Here is a 21,253-nt window from a genome sequence, read left to right on the forward strand (position 1 = left end):
CCTCTATGGAAAAATCAGCTTCACCTGATAAAGATAATTCGCAGCCTGTGCCCTTTATTGCTGGCATCGGCTCATCAGCGGGCGGTATTGAGGCCTTGATCAGCCTGGTTTCCAACCTGCCTGAAGATGTAAATGCGAGTTTGGTGATTGCCCAGCATCTATCGCCCAGCCATAAAAGCCAGATGTCAGATATTCTGGCTCGAGAAACCAAATACACCGTCAAAGAAATCAGCCAGAATATGGTGGTGGACAAAAACACCGTCTATGTGGGCCCGCCCGGCTATCACATTGTGTATCGTGACGGCCGTCTGAAACTGGAAGAAAAGCCTGAGGAAATCTCGCCCAAGCCTTCTGTTAATATTTTATTTGAATCACTGGCCGAAGAGCTCGGTGATCACAGTATTGGTATTGTGCTGTCAGGCACCGGCAGTGATGGTTCGCGTGGATTGCGCACCATCAAAAGTGCCGGCGGTTTTGCCATTGTGCAAAGCCCGGAAACCGCCAAATATGATGGCATGCCCTCAGCGTCGCTTAAAGCCGTGGAGGTAGACCGGGTATTGTCACCGGATGAGATTGGTCAGGAAATCGCCTCGTTCACCAGCAATATTGTGGAAAGTTTTTTCCCGAAGTCCGATGAAGATCGTGACCGGCTGATGAATGAGATGTTTGATGTGGTGCGTGAAACCACTAAAATCGATTTTAGCTTTTACAAACCTTCCACCTTGCTGCGTCGCGTTAACCGACGGCTTATAGCCACTGACAATGATAACTTGGATAATTATCTTAAGCAGCTGAAAAAAGACCCGGACGAAGTGCAGGCCTTGTCCAAAGAACTGCTGATCTCTGTTACTAACTTTTTCCGGGATAAAGAAGCCTTCAAATCGGTGCGCAATTTTGTAGCAGACATCGTCGAAGGCAAAAAGCGCGGGGAAAACCTGCGCGTCTGGGTAGCGGGCTGCGCCACCGGCGAAGAAGCTTACTCAATCGCCATGCTGTTTTTAGAAGAGCTCAACCGCCAGGACAAAGAACTGACTCTGCAGGTGTTTGGTACTGACATTGATGAGCAGGCCCTGGCTATCGCACGCAAAGGTAATTATTCGGCACACTCTGTCAGCAGTGTTGATTCGGCTTTAGTTGAAAAATATTTCAAGTTTGAAGACGATGCCTATCAGCCCAAAAAAGCGCTACGCGATGTCATCACCTTCTCGCGTCAGGATATCACCCGGGATCCGCCCTTCTTGCATCTGGATATGATTTCCTTTCGCAATGTAATGATTTATTTTAATACCGAGTTGCAACAGCGGGTGTTGTCGTTATTCCGCTATTCACTGGTGGACTCCGGTATTTTATTTTTAGGCAAATCCGAATCCATTGGCCTCAAAGAAGAATATTTTGTGGCTGTGGACCGTCGCAGCCGGATTTTTAAAGTTAGCGAAACTTCTAAGCGCCCGGCCGTGCCGCGCATGCTTAAAGGGGTAATCACCCCCACTCGCGCCAAAGAATCAACCTCCAGCAGTTATGAGCGGCTGTTTAATGAAACGCTGATCAAAGAATTTGGCCCGAGTATCCTTATTAATTCGCGCTTTAATATTCTGCATTCGCGGGGCGACCTGCGCGCGTTTGTGAAATTTCCTTCTGGCGCGCCCGAGCTGAACCTGTCTAAGTTGATCACTTCTGAATTTTCCGCTGAATTGATTTCTGCTTTCAATAAAGCCAAGCGTGATGGCGAAACCATTACCAGCCGGCCCCGGCAGGTGGCTGAGGACCCAGATCATTATTATAAGTTGTCAGTGGTGCCGCTGGACCAGAACGAAGCCGATTTGTTTATCGTCAATTTTCGCAACGCCGACGCTGAACACACCGAGATCAATCAGGACGAATACGACACCGAAAATGCCGATGTGGCCGAGCTCATTGCAGCCCGCGAACAGTTGCAAACTCTGACCGAAGAAATGGCCGCCTCGGCTGAAGAAATGCAGGCGCTGAATGAAGAAGTGCAGGCCGCCAATGAAGAGCTACAAGCTAACAATGAAGAGCTCGAAGCCACCAACGAAGAATTGCAGGCCACCAACGAAGAGCTGATCAGCGTTAATGAAGAAAGCATGCGCAAATCTGCTGAGTTATCGGCCATTAACAGCGAACTGGAAAGTGTGTATGACACCCTGGACTTTCCATTGTTTATCTTTGATGAGAATTTAAAACTTAATCGCACTAACGATGCGGCCAATCGCAAATATCATCTCAATAATGGCATTTACCATAAGCCTATTTCGCAGTTGAATCTGCCAGAATATTTTATCGACATTGATAACCGGCTTAAATCCACCATGAAAAGTGGTGGTAAGCTCAATATCATCATCAAGCCCAGCGAACGGGAAACGCTGAACCTGTTCATTACCCCGTTAGTCAATGCCAAAAACAAAACCACTGGGGCCATCCTGGTTATTATTGATAACTCTGAGCTGGTTAAAGCCCATGAAGATGTGGAGAAAAACCAGGACCAGCTGTTGTCTATCATGAATAATTCCTTGTCGGTAATAGCCTTAAAAGACAGTTCTGGCCGCTATGAGTTTGTCAATGCACGGTTTGAAGAGATCTTTGACCTAAGCGCTGATGAGGTGCTGGGCAAAACCGACAACCACCTTTTTAGCCGCGAAGTGGCCCGTAGCCTGCGCGAAAAAGATTTGGATACCATGCGCTCTCTGGCGCCAGTGCGCACGGTAGATGAGTTTGAAGCGGATGGCGGTCGCCAGGTGCTTGATGCGGTGCGGTTTCCGATCTTTGACAGTGATGGCACCGTCAAATCCATTTGTACTCAGGCTAATGATATTACTCGGGCTCGCCATGCTAATGAGCAGCTTAAACTGGCCGGCAAATTGTTCGATCGCAGTGGCGAAGCCATCCTGATCACCGATGAAAGCAAAAAGATCATCACCTCTAATGAGGCCTTTACCGAACTGACCGGTTTTGAGCTTAATGAACTGATGGGTAAAAGCCCGCGGGATCTGGCTGCCGATGAGCACAGCGAATCTTTTTTTGAGGGTATTCGCGCCCAGTTGGATGAACATGCTTATTGGCAGGGCGAGGTCATTAACCTGGCCAAGGATGGCAGCACCCTGACCTTGTGGCTGACCATCAACGCAGTAAAAGATGCCGAAGGCAAGCACATAAATTATGTGCTGAGCTACAGTGATGTCAATGAAATCAAAAGTGTGCAGCGAAAAATTGAATTTTTGGCCACCCACGATGAGCTGACCAAGCTGCCCAACCGCAATGTGCTGATGGAGCGGCTGGAACTGATGTTGAGCAATGCCCGGCGTCAGGATTATTTAAGTGCCGTGGTCTTTTTTGACCTGGACGACTTTAAAAAGATCAATGACAGCCTGGGCCACAATATCGGTGATCTGCTGTTAAAACAAGTCACCCGCCGTTTGCAAAAATGCATTCGCGATACCGATTTGCTGGCGCGCATGGGGGGCGATGAATTTGTGGCGATTTTGCAGGCGGACACCATTGATGAGATTGACCAGATAGCCAGCCGCATCATCAATACTATTAATGCACCGTTTGAAATCAACGAGCATACGCTGTTTGCCTCGGCCAGCCTGGGTATCGCAGTGTTTCCCGAAGATGGTGAAGACAATTTTACCCTGCTTAAAAATGCCGATACTGCGATGTATCGTGCCAAAGAGCAGGGCCGCAATCAGTATCAGTTTTTCACCGAGGAAATGAAGCAGGAAGCCGACAATAAACTGGATATCGAGCAGGCGCTGCGCGATGCGCTGGTTAAAGGCCAGTTTCATATTGATTTTCAGCCGCAGGTGGAAGTGGCCTCTGGTGCCATTGTGGGTGTAGAAGCGTTGCTGCGCTGCACAAATGAGGCATTAAGAGACACCTCGGCCTTACGCTTTATTGAAGTGGCTGAAAAGGGCCGGCTGATTGAAGAGGTGGGCATTCACGCCATTGAGCTGGTATTTGAGCAAATGCAGGCCTGGCGCAAAGACAACGTGCAGTTGCCTAAGGTGGCCATCAATGTGTCGGTCAAGCAGTTAAAAGACGAGCGCTTTGCGACTCGCTTAGAGCAGCTAATGAAAAAATACAGCATTGCGCCTCGCAGCCTCAAACTGGAAATTACCGAAAGCGCACTGGCTGAACGCATCGATATTTTGCTGGCCGAATTGAATAAACTTAAAAATATGGGCATTACCCTGAGTGTCGATGACTTTGGGGTAGGCCATTCATCGCTATCGCAGCTGCGCAAATTGCCGATTCAGGAAGTGAAGATTGATAAAAGCTTTATCAAAGGTATCGCGGATAACGAAGATGACCGCGCGGTAGCGCTGGCCATTATCCGTATGGCCAATGCCATGGGTTTGCAGGTGATTGCCGAGGGTGTAGAGACTGAAGCCCAGCTACAGGTGCTTAAAGAAGAAAATTGTGAAATTGTGCAGGGTTTTTATTTGTATAAACCCAAAGGCAGTAATCAGTTAGCCGATATGCTGTCGGTGCAGCCCAGCAATGTCTTGGCAGATTAATAATAGATTCTAAAACAGGAAATCGCATGGATGTAGAGCAGTTACTAGCCAATTGTGAAAAAGAGCAATTGCACTTATCCGGACAAATCCAACAATTTGGCGCGCTACTGGTGTTTGATGAAGCCTCATTGACCATCACTCATGTGAGCAGCAATATCGACCTATTTACCCGGCGCAAGGCCAGTACCCTGGTGGGCGATACCATCAATACCCTGAGCTGGCTGACCGAAGATATGCTGGCCGGCCTGGATAATCAGCCTGGCCAGCGCAGTGTGCATTTTCATCATGAGGTAGACGGCCAACAGTGTCATGTACGGCTGATTCGCAGTGAGGGGGCGGTGGTAGTGGAGCTGGAACATGAGAGTCCGGCCTCCAACATTCCCTATCTCGCTCTGGAGGCGGAGCTTTACCCACCGTCCTCTAGCAATTGGGAGGAGCAGGACTACTTCAATCAACTTCTAACTACGTTAAATAGCATCTTACCTTTTCAGCGACTGATGCTTCATCGATTCGAATCAGACTGGTCAGGCGAGGTGGTAGCAGAATCCGGCAGTGATGAAATGGAAAGTTATGTGGGGCTGAAATTTCCCGCATCGGATATTCCCGACATCGCGCGTCGTCTTTATTTCCAGAATCCCTCAAGAATTATACCCAATGTGGATGAATCACCTGCTGACATTGTTGGGTTAAATGATTCGCCTCCGGACTTAACCTGGTCTGATTTACGTAGTGTGTCGCCAGTACATATTCAATATCTCAAAAATATGCAGGTCGGCGCGTCATTTTCAATCCCGCTGATTATTTCCGGTAAACTTTGGGGGATCGTAGCATGTCATGATCCCAGCCCACTTTTTTTAGATTTGCAGACTCGCAACACGGCTGAAAAGTTGGTGCGACATTTTTGCACTTTGTTTAACACCTATCGCTCACGACAGCGGCTAGCATTGCTTTCCTCGGTTAATGATATTGTAGATCGCATCGCAAATGTTATTAAAAATGATGATACTGAGCAAAGCTGTCAGCAGCTTGCAAATATGCTCAAAGACGAGCTGAATAGCTCGACCACCGCTGTCTTTTTCAATGATACCTGGCACCAGGCCGGGCAAAAAATAGATGAGGCCTTGTTAGAGAAACTGGACCGCCAGATAAAGAATGATTTCTCCGACTATATATTTGCTACTCAAAATGTCATGGAGCAGTACGGTGAAGATTTTTCGGATGATAGCATTCGTGGGGTACTGGCAATCAAACCTAATTTCGAAACGCGGGCCTTGCGGTGCTATTCGTTTCGATTGCCTGAAGCCCAGTATACCGAATGGGCCGGCAATCCGGACAAATCTTTGCAAAAAGCAGACAGTGCGGGAGTGCTTACGCCACGGTCCTCTTTTAAAAAATGGACTGAAGTACGGGGGGAAGCCTGTGGCGAATGGAGCAAGAAAGACCAACTGCTGGCTAAAAAAGTTCGCGCAGTAATATTAAGTCGAGCCGATAAATTTTTGCTGTAACCCCAAAATCATTGCTGCTTATCAGGCAGCATATACGCATGCACGGTTGCGGCCATTGGCTTTGGCCTGATACAACGCCTGGTCAGCTTGCTGCAACACCTGCTCCCAGTGGTTGACCTGGCTGGCCTGAACCACCGCAACGCCAAAGCTGGCCGAGGTACGAATGGTGTCATTGTCATCTTCATACGGCTGAGCGGCGATAGCTTGCCGGATCCGCTCTGCCACCGCTAGCGCTGTGCTCTGGTCACAATCAGCTAGCACCAAGGCAAACTCTTCGCCACCCAGGCGATAACAATGTTCATGCTCGCGGGTCACTGCCCGTGCCACCTGGGTGATATGCACCAGCACATTATCGCCCACGGTGTGGCCGTAGGTATCATTGATAGCTTTGAAATAGTCCACATCCAACACCACAATGGCCAGAGGTTGGCTGTGCTCTGCGCAGCGTTGCAACAGCTTTGGCGCGGTTTTTTGCAGGCCATGGCGGTTCAGCCAACCGGTCAGGTTATCGGTAATGGAAAAGCGGTGCAGGGCTTGTTCTTTTTCCCAGGTAATTAAAAACGCAAACCCCATGGCCATGGCAATCAGATATACCACCATAAACAATGACCCGGATTCAAAAATCACGTCATTGCTAAGCAGGGTGATACCCACCTGATCCAGTAACAAGGCTACCGCACGCAACGTCAGCTGAAAAATATGCACACTTAATATTGCGATCAGAGGCAGTACGCCGATGGCATCGTGGCGTTGATGTTTTTGCCATAGCAGCCGCACGCTGGCGAGGCTGAGCACCAGTAATATCGGATGCATAAACAAAATGCGATATTCGATGCCGGCTTGCGCCAAAGGGGTTAAATGTAAGATAAACGCCAGCACACTGGCGCCCAGCACAGTGGCATAAGCAGGTTGTTTGCGTACATAGCGGGTGATGCCGCTTAACACTAAAGCATGGCCAGCCACAAAAAACGAGTTGGCTAACGCAGGTAACAGCCAGGTATCGGGCAGCGCATAGATGCTGAGGGCCGCAAAACAGCTGCACAAACAAAATGCAAAAATGCCGCCAAACCAGTCGGCAATGGCGGTGTCCCGGGGACTGGTAAAAAATAACGCCAGCATGGCCAGGCTCATTAATATACTGATAAGCAGGGTGCATACCAGCAGAGTAAAGCTATCCAAACAGACAATCCTTTGTCAAAAAACAGCTAAAATGGCGCGGGTGTTCTTCCCGAATGATGACTCACTAAAATGCATGAGTGGGCAAAAAAATGCAACAAAAAAATGGCTTGCATAGGCTGAAATCGGGGTTTCACAGTCGATACAGTGCGCCAGGCTGAACAATCTGCGGCTGTTTGCGTATAAACCGGTCTGCTGTTGATGTAAGGATTATAACGTGACTCAGGCTGTGCTTTCTTCTGCCACCCAGGCCATTTTGTTTGACCATGATGGCACACTGATTGATTCTGAAACCAGTCATTATGAGTTATGGCACCGCTTGTTACAGGGTCATGGTGTCGAGCTGTCGCGGGCATTTTACAATGACACCATGGCCGGCATTCCGGTGGCGCAGGAAGCCGAGGATCTGGTGCACCAGTTTGGTTTGTCTGTTCGCGCGGCTGACCTGGCCGAACAAAAACACCAGGCCACCCGGCAGTTTTTACAGCAGCAGGCGTTTGCCCTGATGCCGGATGCCACAGCCACGCTGCAGCGCTGTGCCGGGGCGGGTTACCGCCTGGCCATTGTGACCGGGGGCAGCCGCCTGGCGGTGGAGCGCACCTTGTCTTGCTATGGACTGCACCATCTGATCGAAACGGTAGTAGCCGCTGAGGATGTCAGGCAGGGCAAGCCAGCCCCTGAGTGTTATCAGTTGGCGTTGTCGCAGATGCAGCTAACACCGCAGCAGGCGGTGGCCGTGGAAGACACCATGCATGGGGTACAGGCAGCTCGGGCGGCCCAGCTGGCATGTGTGGCGATCCCGGGGCCCAACAGCCAAAATCATGATTTCAGCCAGGCCAGTGTGCAGCATCGCTCATTGGCCGCATGGCTGGCCTGCGAATGGCCGGCCAAACATTGAGATTGAATTTTACCCGATGATCGCCAAAAATACGCGTTCATTGTATTAACCGGATAGCAAGCTTGGCGGTATTTCGATTTATAGGCTGGCTGATTAGCCTGCTGCTGTTGACTGTTGTAGTGTTGGGGATCTTAGTCATAGACCTGCGGCCCGCAGTGCAAGCCGATGCGTCGCAGCAAATCAGCGATGCCGATACGGTCAAAAAACTGTTGCAACAGGTGCGCGTCAGTATTGAAGAGCGCCATGAATCGCATGTGATTGTGGTCAGCCAACAGCAGGTGCAAAGTCTTATCGGTTTTGTGCAGCGCGCCACGCCACATATTCACGGCGATGTGCAAATCAGTGATGATGACGGTCGGGTGGCGGCCAGTATCGCCTTACCCAGCAATCTGGGCACCGCGTACCTGAACCTGGCGGTGCGCATCTTACCGGCCGACAAACTGGTGGTGGACTATGTGCAGATAGGCAGTCTCACCCTGCCCGGTAACTGGGCGGTATATCTGGCCAAAACCGCGCTCAATATCTATACCGACAGCCATATTGGCAGCCAGGCAGTGCATCAGGTGGCCGGGGTGGCCATGCACAATCAGCAGGTGGCGGTAAAAATTCGTCCCATGCACAGCTTTTTAGAGCAGCTCAACCTGATCCGCGCGGGCCTGGACACCCAGGACCCGGACGCGCTGACCCAGCATACCGCCTATTACTTACGTTACATCGCCGGGCGCGACATTGCCTTAAAAAAGCGCCCGCAGCCTTTTCATCGGTATCTGAATTTGATTATGGCCCGGGCCCGAGAACAAAGCACCCCGGATAATGCCGTACTGCATAACAAAGCTGCGGTGCTGGCGCTGGCGATCTTTTTAGGTCATCACCGCATCGCCAATCTGGTAGGCGATGTGCAGCCTGATACTGAGCACGCCTTAAAACCGGCGGCACCGGCGCTGCTGCGTGGCCGCAATGATTTGGCCCGGCATTTTATTATCTCGGCAGCACTGCAAATGCTCAGTGAGCAAAATGTGTCGGTGGCGGTGGGCGAATTTAAGGAATTGATGGACCGTGCTATGGGCGGCTCGGGTTACAGTTTTGTGGATCTCACCGCTGATTTGGCCGGGGTGGAGCTGGGTCGGGTATTAGGTGACGCGGCGACCGCACTAGAAGCGCAGGATATGCTGGCCCGGGCTGCTGACGAAGCGCTGTATATGCCTACTATCGATGGGTTGACCGAAGGCTTAAGTAAGCAGGAATTTGTGCAGCGCTTTGATAAGGTCGACAGCCAGGCCTATCTGGACGAAGTGGCGCGTATTCGCCAGCGTCTGGCTGCGTTGCCTCTGTATCAGCTATCGCCCTAGCAGGTTATTTTAATGACTGCTGAAACTGGGTAATGGTTTCCAGCGCCTGCTGTAACTTGGCGACCAAGAGCGGCAGGGCTTCTTTGGCCGTGTCTTCGTCCATATCTTTTAGCTGTTGCCAGTCTTCAGCAATTTCCTGCACATACGGGGTAAACCGTTTGGATTGCGTGCGAAAGCCGCTGTCCTGAGCAAAGATAGCGCTGAACTTACCCTGTTGCGCCTGTTGGAGCTGGTCCAGTTTATTGTCGGCATCCACCGCTTTTCGATACAGCGCCTGGATGGTTTCCTGCAGCTGGGCATGAACCGCTTGCATGTACACCTCATTATCTAAAGTTTGGTTCAATCTGGCCGATAACCAGAAGAAGCGGGCAATTTTGCCTGCTTTTGACTGATGTCACAAGCAGCACAAGGAGACGATGATGGATCTGCAAGGCGCAAGTGGCGCAGCCAGTACCAGCGCCGCGTTGGAACTGGCGTCACTCAAGCTGGCCAAAAACCAGCAGGAGCAGGAAGGGCAAGCGGCCCTGGGGCTGTTAGCCTCGGCAGCAGAAGTGGCCCCGCCGGCCTCCTCGGCCAACCCCGCACTAGGTGGTCAGATAGACACCTACGCCTGAGCGGCGGCGGGCAGCTGTAAATCCACCGGGGTTTTGCCCGGCTGCCCGCCAATTTCCCGTGCCAGCCGCGGCACCAAAAAGCCGGGCAACTGGCTAATCACCTCATGCATCATACTGCGCGCGTCTTCTTCGGCGACCTCAAAATGGGCGGCGCCCTGTACCTTATCCAGCAAAAACAGATAATACGGCAGAATGCCAGCGGCAAATAAGGCTTCACTCAGTGCCACCTGAGCAGTCGCGCTATCATTAATCCCTTTCAGCAGTACCGCCTGATTCAAAATGGTCACACCGGCGTCGCGCAAAGGCTTGAGCCGCGCGGCCAGCTCGGCGCTGACTTCATTGGCATGATTGATATGCAGCACCAGAATGGGTTTGACCCGGGTGGTGGTGATCCACTCGATAAAGGCATTATCGATCCGCTCAGGCAGTACCACCGGCAAGCGGCTGTGGATCCGTAAGCGGGTAAGCTGAGGCAGGGCATCAAGCTGGCTGGTCAGCCAGGCCAAAAAGTCATCTTTGGCCATCAGCGGGTCTCCGCCCGAATAAATCACTTCATTGACCTGCGGGTGCGCGGCAATATAATCCAGCGCATCCTGCCACTGACGGCGACTGACCGCATTGTCAGCATAGGGAAAATGGCGGCGAAAACAATAGCGACAATTTACCGCACAGCCGCCGCGCACAATCAGCAACACCCGACTTTGGTATTTATGCAGCAAGCCTTTGCCGGCGGTTTCATGTTCGGCCAGCGGGTCGGCACTAAAGCCCGGCGCTTCGGTAAATTCGTCGGTATGCGGCATCACCTGGCGCAACAAGGGATCGTCCCAGTTGCCTTTTTCCATCAGGCTGGCGAAATGCCGCGGAACCCGCATACTGAATAGCCGCCGGGCAGTCCCATGGTGGGCCAGGCTGGCAGTATCCAGCTGCAGGTATTCGAGTAATTTGACCGGGTCTGTAAAACTGCTGGCCAACTCTTTTTGCCAGTTATGCTCTACAGTCAACCGATTTTTAGGTATTATTTGGGCCACTTTGTGTTTCACACCTTATGTTTTAGCAGAGGACTTATGGCTAATTACAGCACGAACGAGTTTAAAGGTGGCCTGAAAATCATGTTGGACGGCGAACCTTGTAACATCATGGAAAACGAATATGTTAAGCCAGGCAAAGGCCAGGCCTTTAACCGGGTTAAGATTCGTAAACTGATTTCTGGCAAAGTGCTGGAAAAAACCTTCCGCTCTGGTGAATCTGTTGAGGCAGCAGATGTTCTGGATACAGAACTGGCCTACCTGTACACCGATGGCGAATTCTACCACTTTATGAACAACGAAACATTCGAACAAATCGCGGCGGATGAAAAAGCGGTTGGCGAGAATAAAAAATGGTTGGTAGAAAACGATGTGTGCACCATCACATTGTGGAATGGCGCGCCCATCACGGTGACCCCGCCTAACTTTGTTGAGCTGGAAATCACCGAAACTGATCCGGGTCTCAAAGGCGATACTGCTGGCACCGGCGGTAAACCTGCCACCCTAAGCACAGGCGCGGTGGTCCGTGTCCCACTGTTTGTGCAAACCGGTGAAGTAATCAAAGTCGACACCCGCTCCGGCGAGTATGTGTCGCGGGTGCAAAAATAAGCTGCACTGCCAGCTAGCTCAGGCAATGCGGCCGCGTTGCCTGACGCTTTTCTCTCTTCGCTTTTACCGGTATCCCCACTATGCCATCAGCACTTTGGCAGCCTTGTGCCAATCAGGCCGCACGGCAGGCCCGCGCTACCTTACTGCGCACCATCCGAGAATTTTTTTACAAGCGCGAGGTGCTGGAAGTTGAGACGCCGGCGCTTAGCCATGCCACGGTCACCGATGTGCATCTGGATCCGTTGATCGCGCCCTTTGATCCTGACCATCGCGGCCAGGCCAGCCCATTGTATCTGCAAACATCCCCTGAATATGCCATGAAGCGCCTGTTGTGCGCCCACAGCGGGCCCATTTATCAAATAAGTAAGGCGTTTCGGCATGAGCCAGAAGGGCGCTGGCATAATCCTGAATTTACCATGCTGGAATGGTACCGCCCTGGCTTTAGCCATGTGGAGCTCATGAGCGAGGTCGACAGCCTGTTGCAGGCCGCTCTGAAAACTGGCCCGTCCCGCATGCTTAGTTACCAGCAGGCGCTGCAGCAGTATACAGGGCTGGATGCGTTGAGCACCTCGGATGCTGACTTGATAGCCGCATTGCCGGCCCATGGCATTGATATTGATGCCCCCGAGACCTTAAGTCGCGATGCCTTGTTGCAGTTATTGTTCAGCCAGGCGGTAGAGCCGGCCATAGGACAGGATGTACCTTGTTTTATTCACAGCTTTCCGGCCAGCCAGGCGGCACTGGCGCGGATCAACCAGGTCGACCCGCGGGTGGCTGACCGGTTTGAGGTGTATTATCGCGGCATTGAGCTGGCCAATGGGTTTTACGAGCTGGCCGATGCGGATGAACAGCGCCAGCGCTTTGTGGCGGATAATCAGCAGCGTCGTGCACAGGGCCTGCCCGAGCGGCCGGTGGATGAGCACCTGTTGGCGGCGCTACACAGCGGCCTGCCAGACTGTGCCGGCGTGGCATTGGGTATCGATCGCCTATTGATGCTCAAACTGGATGCGGCGCACATTCACGAGGTACTGAATTTTCCGGTTAGCCGGGCCTGACCCGCTGTAAGCTTGATCAGGCTGGATAGGCGGTGGCTGTTTGCGGGATTTGCCGTGCAGAAACCAACTGTTTGTGGCCGCGTGTCTGGGCCTGGGCGAGCAGGCTGTGGCATTGCTGCAAAATTTCCTGCAGTGGCGCTTTGTGATGCACATGCACCAAGCCGGCGGAAAAACTGATACCCTGAATGCCCGGACAGTGAGGCAGATGCAAGGCCAGCGCCTGACGCAACACATCGTTTAACACCAGGTTGGCCAGGCTCGGCGAGGTACCCGGCATGCCCAAAATAAATACCTCGCCACCGTGCCGGCCAAAGATATCTGTTTTGCGGATGCGTTCACTGACCTGACGGCAAAAGGTCTGCAGCACTTCATCGCCAACCCGGTAACCGTATTCGTGGTTAATTTGTTTGAAAAAATCCAGATCAATCAGGGCAACGGATAAGGCGGTTTGATAACGGGCGACCCGCTCAATTTCGCTTTCCAGTAACAACAAGGCGCTGCTGCGATTTAATATACCGGTGAGGCTGTCATGACGGGTCAGGCGCTGGATCTCCGCCCGATAGCGACTATTGCGCCAGGCCAACAGCCCGCACGCACTTCCCAGTACGCCACTAAGCGCGGCGGCCACCAGCCAGCCAATACCCATGCCTTGCTCGGTGCCGGCCACCCCTGCACTTTGCATCCCGGCCAGCACTACATCAAACATCATAGTTTACTTCCAGTTACGGCAGCGTTGAACATGGCTCACTGCCGCTCATTCCACCCCCTAATTCTTCATAAAATACTAGCATGGCTGGTTTTTTATGCAATTTAATCTATATCATCAAAACGTCTAATAGCCGCCTCGCAAGGTTAAACAACCGTTGACATTCCACCGGCAACACGCAAAAATGTTATAACATCACATAGATAGTTATTTTACAGGGTAAAACGCGCATTATGTTTAAGCAATCGTTACTGGCCGCCAGCATGCTGGCAGCAGCTTCTTCAACCGCCTGGGCCAATACCGTCACTGGTACTGTAACCGATGAACAGGGGCGGCCGGTTGCCGGCGCCACGGTGTCGGTGGAAGGCTCGCGTAAAACAGTGACTACCGACGAAAATGGCCGCTATACCCTGACCAATGTGTCAGCTGCTGATGTGCATATTCATGTGGCCTCGGAAGCCTATTTGCATGGTAATAAAGATCTGGGGCCCATCACCGGCAACCCGCAAGTCGATTTTGTGCTGACCCCAGCTTCAGTGGAAAATATTTTGGTTACCGCGACCGCCATGCAGGCTTCCGTCCTTGAGTCCGTCACGCCGGTGTCGGTGTTAGGGGCTGATGCGTTGCGCAAAGCGCAGGCGCCCACCTTGGGTGAAACGTTAAAAAACACCCCCGGGGTGCACAGTACCTATTTTGGCCCGGTGGCCAGTAGTCCGGTGATCCGGGGTAACGACGGTCCGCGGGTCAAGATTGTCCAAAATGGCCTGGATGTCTCGGATGTCTCACGGGTGGGGCCGGATCACAACGTGGCGGCCAGCGCTGCCACTGCTACCCAGATTGAAGTACTGCGTGGCCCGGCCACCTTACTGTACGGTAGTGGTGCTATTGGCGGGGTGGTCAATGTGGTGGACCAGCGCATTCCCAAGCAGGTGCCGCGACAGCTAGAAGGTGAAGCCGAAGTACGCTATTCCACAGTGGATAATGGCAAATTTGGTAAGCTGGATGTCACCGGCGGCCAGGGTCCGTGGGCGTATCATGTAGATGGCTTTGCCCGCGATACCCAGGATGTGGATATTCCCGGCTTTGCCTCAGCTCAGCCGGATGAGGATGAGCCGTACGGCACGCTGGAAAACAGCGACATGGAAACCACCAATTTTACGGCCGGCTTGAGCTATGTGCAAGATGAAGGCTTTTTGGGCTTCTCGGTGGAAAAACTGGATAACACCTATGGGGTAGCCGGCCACCATCATCATGACAGCCACGCCGGGCACGATGAAGACCACGACGAACACGATACGCATGACGAAGAACACGACGAGCATGAGGCGCACGAAGCCGTAGGCGACGCCGATACCCGTATCGATGTAGATATGACTCGTTTTCAGCTGGCCGGTGAGCTGCATTCGCCGCTGCCGGGTCTTAACAATATCAAGCTGGGCCTGGCCCATACCGATTATGAGCATGTGGAGCTGGAAGGCGAGGCCGTCGGCACCCGGTTTAGTAACCAGTCCACCAATATGCGGCTGACTGCCAACCATATCAAAGTGGCTGGCTGGCACGGCGTGATTGGTTTTCAGGGCAGCACCAGTGATTATCAGGCGATAGGCGCCGAAGCCTTTACCCCGAGTACTGAAAGTGACTCGGCGGCATTGTTCATCGTTGAGCAAAAGCAGTTTGATGAGGTGACCGTGGAGCTGGGTGGCCGGGTGGAACACACCCAGCATAATCCAGCCAGCACAGTATTGAACCTGGAAACCGGTGCACATCATGAGGAAGGTCACCATGAAGAAGGTCATCACGAAGAAGACCCTCACGCAGACAATCATGATGATGAAGAGCTGCAACGCTTCGACTTTGACGCCTATGATTTTACCGCGGTGTCGCTGTCAGCCGGCGCTAACTGGGAATACCAGCCAGGATATTCGATGGCCATCGCCGCGTCGCGCAATGAGCGCGCGCCCAGCTTGCAGGAACTGTTTGCCGGCGGTCAACACCTGGCCACCCAGACTTACGAAGTAGGCTTGGTATTTGACCTGGACGAGGACGGCGAGCTGGCCGACACCCTGGGCGGAGTAAGCAAAGAAGTCAGCAACAACCTGGATCTAACCTTTCGCAAATTTACCGGTGACTGGGGTTACACGGTCTCGTTTTTCTACAATCAGGTGGACAACTACATCTTCCAGCGTGACAGCGGCCTGATGGCCCTGGAAGGCGAGCATGAAGAGCATGAAGAACACGATGAGCATGCCTCGCACAACGAGCATGATGAGCACGACATGCACGAAGAGCATGAAGGCGAAGAAGAAGGCTTACCGGTGTTAGTCTTTCAGCAAGCCGATGCCGATATCTACGGCGTGGAAGCGCAGGCCTACGTCAATTTAGACAGCCACTGGCGGGTTGATGTTTTTGGTGATGTGATCCGCGCTCAGCTGGAAAATCAGGATTTACCACGCACGCCACCGCTGCGGGTGGGGGCAACCCTATCGTACCAGGCAGATCAGCTAAGCGGTGAGTTCGGCGCGACCTATTACGACAACCAGGACCTGATCGCGCCGTTTGAAACCGCCACCGACAGCTATACCCTGGTCAACGCCAAAGTGGAGTATGAGCTGGCTGGTCCGGGTGGGCGCTGGGTGGTCTTTGCCCACGGCGATAATCTGTTTGATCAGGAAGCCCGCGTTCACACCTCATTTTTAAAAGACCGTGCCCCGCTGCCGGGTCGTAATCTTACCGTCGGCGCCCGCTTACTGTTTTAATCTCCATTCCCGGCTCCACCTGACAGGATGAGCCGGGCTTTTTGCTCTGGTATACTCAGGCGCAAGTTATTGCCGACCAAAGGAGCAAACTGTGACCCTGACCCAGCTACAGCATTGGTTTTCATCATTTGATTATGAGCATCTGATTGTCGGCTATGGCAGCCTGATGAATGCTGACAGCCGCCTGCGCTTTTCGCATATTGAGCATCAGGGCGTTATGGTGACAGTGCAAGGCTTTCACCGCGGCTGGATCACCCGTAGTGAACAAGAACAGCAAACCTATGTGGGCGCGGTGGCCGAAGCTGGCAGTCAGCTCAATGCCCAGCTTATTCCTACAGCCATGAGCCCGGCGCTGGCTGAACGGGAAAAAGACTACCGTTTTGTGCAGGTTTCCCCGCAGGCGCTGCAAACCCAGTTAAGCACCCCGGTGCACAAGTATCTGCAGGCCCGGCTGGCCGACTATGCCCTATGGATCTGCCAGACGCTCACCGAATACCCAGCCAACCAAGCGTATCCGGTGTCACAAACCTACATCGATACCTGCCTGGCGGGCTGTCTGGAATACGGGGGCGTCGACCAGGCCCGCCAGTTTATTGAATCCACCTCGCACTGGCCGACCCATGTTCGGGCCGACCGGCAACAGCCGGTTTATCCCCGGCCCGGCCGGGTCAGCCCGGCGCAACATCAACAAATTGATGCGCTGCTGCGTGAGGCCGGTCATGGCTAAGTACCAGTTTACCTCGCCGCGCTTAGGTCTGCGTTCGGCTCACGAGCAGGATGCCGCCTGGCTCTATGCACTTAACAACGATCCGATCTGGGTGAAATACATTGGTAATCGCAATGTGCACAGCATGGCCGACGCGCGCCGTTATATCAGACATATTCGCGGCCATCTGGACCAGTGGGGCTATGGCTTATGGGTGGTGGAGCGCCAGGACAGCGGCACCCCCTTGGGGCTGTGTGGTTTGCTGACTCGCGGAGTGTTCAGCGCGCCGGATCTGGGTTTTGGCTTTTTAGCCGAGCATCGTGGTAAGGGGCTGGCCCAGGAAGCCTGTAAAACCGTGCTTAAGGCTGCCCGCCAGCATTATCGGTTTGCCTATGTGACCGCCATGACCCATCCGGAAAATCAGGCTTCGCAGCGATTGCTGGGGCGGTTGGGTTTTGCCAGCCGGGGCCAGTTGTTTATGCCTGGGCTGCCGCGCCAGCGACTCTACTGGCGCCATCTGAACCAAGATTAAAAAGAGGCCGGCAGCACGCTGGCTTGTTCTAAAATGATAGGTTCCACCGGGCTATTGGGTTCGCGCAGACGCATCTGATACTCGGTTTCCACTTCCATCATTTTGTCTACCACATCCTCGCCTTCGACAATCATACCAAACACGGCATACCCCCAGTCTTTGCCCGGGTCCAGGCTGGGGTTGTCGTTCACATTAAAAAAGAACTGGCGGGTGGCCGAGTGGGGCTCGTTCTGGCGCGCCATGGCTACGGTATACAGGGTGTTTTTCATACCATTGCCCGACTCATTAAAAATCGCCGGGTATGCCGGTTTTTCATCAAACTCCTGGTTGTAGCCACCCCCTTGCACCACAAAGCCGGGGACCACCCGGTGAAACAGGGTGCCGTTGTAACCATTTTTGGTCACATAGCGCAAAAAGTTGTTGGCGGTGATAGGCGCGCGGCGCCGATCCAACTCCACCACGATGGTACCCATACTGGTTTCCAGCTTCACCCGTGGATAGTAGTTGTCCGGCTGTACCTGGGTGCCGGCATGATTTTCTTCGGTGGCGGCTGCCGCGGTAAACGCCACAGCAGGCAATAGCGCCAGTAACAAAGCAAATGTGCGTAACATAGTCAGTCCTTATCGTTTGGCTGCACTCAAAATAACGAATTTTCGATTACTTGCAAGTACCTTAACGCCGCCAAACAAACGCTTCAGGCGGGTGTGATATTGCAGGTGGCGGTTGGCCACCACCAGCAGGTGGCCGCCGCGGCGCAGCAGCGCCTTGCTGTCATGAAACATCTGCCAGGCAATATGATCAGTAATGGCATTTTGCTGGTGAAAGGGTGGATTACATAAAATCTTGTCGGCTTCATACAGACCCGGATCGGCCAGTAACTGTTCCAGACAATTACTGGCCACAAAGCGGCATTGCGCCAGCGCCGAAGCAAAATTGTGCTGCACATTGTCTTTCGCACTGGCCAGGGCCATAAAGGACTCATCCACAAAGGTCACCTGCGCCTGCGGCGCCTGAGCCAGGGCATTGAGGCCTAAAATGCCATTGCCGCAGCCTAAATCAATCACCCGTTCGTGATTGGTCACATGCATATGTTCCAGCATCAACCGCGCACCAATATCCACCGACTGGCGTGAAAACACATTGGCATGATTGGCGATAGTCAGTGGTTGCCCATTGCTGGCAGGGTGCTGCCAGATCGTGGGATAGGGGGAGCGGGCTGGCTGAGCCAGCACCGCCGCATCCGGCGTACAAAATATCAGGCGCGATTTTTTTTGGGCCAACGAGGTGCTGGTGGGCCCCAGGTAGCGCTCGAATAAGCCTAACACCGAACGGGTGATGGTTTTGACCTTGCCAGCGGCTATCACTTTAGTAGCCGGGGTCACCACTTGCCCCAGGGCATTCAGTTGTTCTTCAAGCAGAGCCAGCGTGCGGGGGATCTTGATCAGCACCTGAGCCGGCGCATCGGGTAATGCGGCCAGGTCACTGACAGCCTGCACCGGGCTGGTCACGAGTCCATCAAGGTGAGTGCTAACAGGCATATCGTTAGCCTGTAAGTTCGCTGCTAGCGACTTGTGCGCAATCCACGAATCGCTGTACCAGATGGGGGCTGTGTCGGCATACCACACGCCCAGCGCGCCAAAGTCATCATTGAGTATGATAGACTGAGCAGCATCCGCCGGCGCGGTATTGTTGGCCTTCTGATCCGCTGCCAACTGGCTGATTAGCAACTCATCGGCGCTGTCCCAGGCCTGTAAACTTTTGTGCTGATGGTCAGCCGGATAGCGGGCCAGCTCCAGCTGACGGTCCAAAAGGCAAAAGGTGGTATTCATAAACCTTATCTATTGTTGAAAGGGGTAACTACATGCAGCCGGATTTATTTGATGTAGCCAATCAGGCCCGCGGGCAGAGACTGCCGTTGCCGGATGCCACAGTGACCTATTATCCGGGCTGGTTGCCGGCCGCCGAGGCTGATGCCATCCAGACGCAGTTACACACCGAATTAAGCTGGCAGCAGGATACCATTAAACTGTTTGGCAAGCTGGTAAAAATTCCCCGTCTGCAGGCCTGGCACGGTGATCCGGGCACCGCCTACACCTACACCGGTCTGACCATGACGCCAAAGCCCTGGACACCCACTCTGGCCGGTTTGCGCGACCGCCTGGCTCAGCATTGCCAGCAGCCGTTTAACAGTGTGCTGGCCAACTGGTATCGCGATGGCAATGACAGCATGGGCATGCATGCCGACAATGAACCCGAGCTGGGCCCTCAGCCGGTGATAGGCTCTGTGACCCTGGGCCAGGCGCGCGGCTTTATTTTTCGCCATATTCACACTGGTTTGCGGCATAAACTATTATTGGAACATGGCAGTTTGCTGGTGATGGCCGGGACGACCCAGCAATTTTATCAGCACGGGATCAACAAGACGAAACAGGTGGTGAATGATAGAATAAACCTGACATTTCGCCACATTATGCCACCGGGCAAAGCGCCGGGTGTTACCGGGTAAGGAGCCTGTATGCAAGTAGACGCGTTTATCACACAGCAGCTTGAGTCTGCCTTGGCCCCTGAGTATTTAGAGGTGGTCAATGAAAGTCATATGCACAATGTGCCGGCGGATGCGCAAACCCATTTTAAGGTTACCGTAGTAAGTTCTCACTTCGAAGGTAGCCGGCTGCTGGCCAGGCACCGTAAGGTCAATGAGCTATTAGCCGAGGCGCTGGCCGGGCCGGTGCATGCGCTCGCCTTGCACACTTTTACTCCACAGGAATGGCAGACCCGTGGCCAGGCTGCGCAGGTGTCACCCCAATGTCGAGGCGGCTCAGCCGAACAATAGCCGCGCTTAAACCAGCCCGGCTGCTCGTACGCTGGCAAATGCCGCGGCGGTCACCGGCAACGACAACAGGGTGGTTAGCGCAATAATGCTGGCCGCCAGGCGCGGATCACCGCCTAGCTGGCGTGCCATGATATAACTGGCAGCCGCGGTGGGCGCGATACTCATCAACAGCACGATGCCCAGCTCCATCTCCCGAAATCCCATCATATAGGCTGTGCCAGTTAGAGTTAGTGGATAAAGTAAGCATTTACTCACCGTGGCGATGGTGAGATTGCGCCAGTCACTGGAAAAGGCCCGAAACTGCAAGGTGGCGCCGGTACAAATCAGTGCCAGGGGCAGCGTCAGCTGAGCAAAATAGTCCCCGGTGGCCAGCACAAAGGTGGGCAGGGCCAATTCAAAGTAGGACACCGGTAAGGCCAGTAAGATAGCGATAATCAGTGGGTTTCTGGCCATGCCGGTCAGATGCTGAAACCAGGAACGCTGGCTGTCGAGATAAAAATTCAGTACAAACACCGACAATATATTAAACAACACCGTCACCCCGCCCAGATACACCGAGGCCACGGCCAGTCCTTCCTGGCCGTAGGTGTTGGCACAGTAGGCCAGCCCGATGATTCCCATATTGGCGCGAAAGCCGCCCTGAACCACCACCCCACGGGCATTGTTGGGCGTTACCCATACATGGCAAAACGCCATCAGCAGCAGAAAAAAGCCAAAGGTGGCCACCACGCCGGTGGCAATCAGGGTAGGGTTGGCAGCGCGGCTAAAGTCGGCTTCAGCAATTGCCACAAACAACAATGCCGGTAGCGCCAGATTGAACACCAGCCGCGAGCCGGTTTCGATAAAGCTGTCGTTGAGCACCCCACGCCGGTACAGCACATAGCCAATTATCAGCAAGACCAGCACCGGGCCTAACGTATTGGTGATAAATCCGTACATGCACTGTCCTGCTAA

19 protein-coding genes are annotated in these 21,253 nt (G+C 53.4%); 12 read left to right on the forward strand and 7 right to left on the reverse strand.

The window, feature by feature from the left end:
* The first annotated feature begins 5 nt into the window (after positions 1-5).
* Positions 6-4,535, forward strand: coding sequence for an EAL domain-containing protein (locus ACTUJZ_RS05855; protein ID WP_463635353.1), 4,530 nt, complete (start codon positions 6-8; stop codon positions 4,533-4,535).
* A gap of 26 nt (positions 4,536-4,561) precedes the next feature.
* Complete coding sequence (locus tag ACTUJZ_RS05860) at positions 4,562-6,040, forward strand: GAF domain-containing protein (RefSeq protein ID WP_463635354.1); 1,479 nt, start codon at positions 4,562-4,564, stop codon at positions 6,038-6,040.
* A gap of 21 nt (positions 6,041-6,061) precedes the next feature.
* Here ACTUJZ_RS05860 and ACTUJZ_RS05865 read toward each other — a convergent pair whose 3' ends face one another.
* Positions 6,062-7,219 (reverse strand): GGDEF domain-containing protein, encoded by a 1,158-nt coding sequence (locus ACTUJZ_RS05865; protein ID WP_463635355.1) that lies wholly within the window; start codon positions 7,217-7,219, stop codon positions 6,062-6,064.
* A gap of 214 nt (positions 7,220-7,433) precedes the next feature.
* On the opposite strand from ACTUJZ_RS05865, the gene ACTUJZ_RS05870 reads away from it, so the two are divergent.
* Both ACTUJZ_RS05870 and ACTUJZ_RS05875 read left to right on the forward strand, forming a co-directional pair.
* Positions 7,434-8,114 carry an HAD family hydrolase gene (locus ACTUJZ_RS05870; protein ID WP_463635356.1) on the forward strand — a complete coding sequence of 227 codons (681 nt, stop codon included), beginning with the start codon at positions 7,434-7,436 and terminating at the stop codon, positions 8,112-8,114.
* Between the two features lie 62 nt (positions 8,115-8,176).
* Positions 8,177-9,463, forward strand: a complete 1,287-nt coding sequence (locus tag ACTUJZ_RS05875; protein ID WP_463635357.1) for a hypothetical protein — start codon at positions 8,177-8,179, stop codon at positions 9,461-9,463.
* Positions 9,464-9,467: 4 nt separating this feature from the next.
* Here ACTUJZ_RS05875 and ACTUJZ_RS05880 read toward each other — a convergent pair whose 3' ends face one another.
* Entirely contained in the window at positions 9,468-9,776 is a 309-nt protein-coding gene (locus ACTUJZ_RS05880) for a hypothetical protein (protein ID WP_463635358.1), read from the reverse strand.
* Positions 9,777-9,879: 103 nt separating this feature from the next.
* Here ACTUJZ_RS05880 and ACTUJZ_RS05885 point away from each other — a divergent pair, with 103 nt between their 5' ends.
* Positions 9,880-10,077, forward strand: coding sequence for a hypothetical protein (locus tag ACTUJZ_RS05885; RefSeq protein ID WP_463635359.1), 198 nt, complete (start codon positions 9,880-9,882; stop codon positions 10,075-10,077).
* Here the strand turns inward: ACTUJZ_RS05885 and epmB are convergent.
* Positions 10,068-11,105, reverse strand: a complete 1,038-nt coding sequence (epmB, locus tag ACTUJZ_RS05890) for an EF-P beta-lysylation protein EpmB (RefSeq protein WP_463635360.1) — start codon at positions 11,103-11,105, stop codon at positions 10,068-10,070. The two genes, ACTUJZ_RS05885 and epmB, sit on opposite strands and share 10 nt — an antisense overlap.
* A 36-nt stretch (positions 11,106-11,141) precedes the next feature.
* Between epmB and efp the strand changes: the two genes are divergently transcribed.
* The gene (gene efp / locus ACTUJZ_RS05895; RefSeq protein WP_463635361.1) at positions 11,142-11,711 is read left to right on the forward strand and encodes an elongation factor P; all 570 of its coding nucleotides are present in this window, start codon (positions 11,142-11,144) and stop codon (positions 11,709-11,711) included.
* A gap of 80 nt (positions 11,712-11,791) precedes the next feature.
* A complete protein-coding gene (gene epmA, locus ACTUJZ_RS05900) occupies positions 11,792-12,766 on the forward strand; it encodes an elongation factor P--(R)-beta-lysine ligase (protein ID WP_463635362.1) in 975 nt (324 codons plus the stop codon).
* Positions 12,767-12,782: 16 nt separating this feature from the next.
* Here the strand turns inward: epmA and ACTUJZ_RS05905 are convergent, their stop codons facing one another.
* Positions 12,783-13,475: a GGDEF domain-containing protein gene (locus tag ACTUJZ_RS05905; protein WP_463635363.1), complete on the reverse strand. Its 693-nt coding sequence runs from the start codon at positions 13,473-13,475 to the stop codon at positions 12,783-12,785.
* Between the two features lie 230 nt (positions 13,476-13,705).
* Here ACTUJZ_RS05905 and ACTUJZ_RS05910 point away from each other — a divergent pair, with 230 nt between their 5' ends.
* The 3 genes from ACTUJZ_RS05910 to ACTUJZ_RS05920 all read left to right on the forward strand — a co-directional run bounded on the left by ACTUJZ_RS05910 (position 13,706) and on the right by ACTUJZ_RS05920 (position 17,466).
* Positions 13,706-16,228: a TonB-dependent receptor gene (locus ACTUJZ_RS05910; RefSeq protein WP_463635364.1), complete on the forward strand. Its 2,523-nt coding sequence runs from the start codon at positions 13,706-13,708 to the stop codon at positions 16,226-16,228.
* 91 nt (positions 16,229-16,319) lie between these two features.
* Positions 16,320-16,955 carry a gamma-glutamylcyclotransferase gene (locus ACTUJZ_RS05915; RefSeq protein WP_463635365.1) on the forward strand — a complete coding sequence of 212 codons (636 nt, stop codon included), beginning with the start codon at positions 16,320-16,322 and terminating at the stop codon, positions 16,953-16,955.
* Positions 16,948-17,466: a GNAT family N-acetyltransferase gene (locus ACTUJZ_RS05920; RefSeq protein WP_463635366.1), complete on the forward strand. Its 519-nt coding sequence runs from the start codon at positions 16,948-16,950 to the stop codon at positions 17,464-17,466. Before ACTUJZ_RS05915 ends, ACTUJZ_RS05920 begins: the two co-directional genes overlap by 8 nt.
* Here ACTUJZ_RS05920 and ACTUJZ_RS05925 read toward each other — a convergent pair.
* Together ACTUJZ_RS05925 and ACTUJZ_RS05930 are read right to left on the reverse strand one after the other, a co-directional pair.
* Positions 17,463-18,077, reverse strand: coding sequence for a peptidylprolyl isomerase (locus tag ACTUJZ_RS05925; protein ID WP_463635367.1), 615 nt, complete (start codon positions 18,075-18,077; stop codon positions 17,463-17,465). The genes ACTUJZ_RS05920 and ACTUJZ_RS05925 overlap by 4 nt on opposite strands.
* Positions 18,078-18,086: 9 nt before the next feature.
* Positions 18,087-19,295, reverse strand: a complete 1,209-nt coding sequence (locus tag ACTUJZ_RS05930) for a methyltransferase (RefSeq protein ID WP_463635368.1) — start codon at positions 19,293-19,295, stop codon at positions 18,087-18,089.
* Positions 19,296-19,327: 32 nt separating this feature from the next.
* Here ACTUJZ_RS05930 and ACTUJZ_RS05935 point away from each other — a divergent pair, with 32 nt between their 5' ends.
* Positions 19,328-19,972 (forward strand): alpha-ketoglutarate-dependent dioxygenase AlkB family protein, encoded by a 645-nt coding sequence (locus ACTUJZ_RS05935; protein ID WP_463635369.1) that lies wholly within the window; start codon positions 19,328-19,330, stop codon positions 19,970-19,972.
* A gap of 9 nt (positions 19,973-19,981) precedes the next feature.
* A complete protein-coding gene (locus ACTUJZ_RS05940; RefSeq protein WP_463635371.1) occupies positions 19,982-20,299 on the forward strand; it encodes a BolA family protein in 318 nt (105 codons plus the stop codon).
* Positions 20,300-20,305: 6 nt separating this feature from the next.
* On the opposite strand, the gene ACTUJZ_RS05945 is transcribed toward ACTUJZ_RS05940, so the two are convergent.
* On the reverse strand, positions 20,306-21,238 hold the full coding sequence (locus ACTUJZ_RS05945; protein ID WP_463635372.1) for an AEC family transporter: 933 nt from the start codon (positions 21,236-21,238) through the stop codon (positions 20,306-20,308).
* Between the last annotated feature and the right edge of the window lie 15 nt (positions 21,239-21,253).

Source organism: Alteromonas sp. WD8-37 (assembly GCF_055326825.1).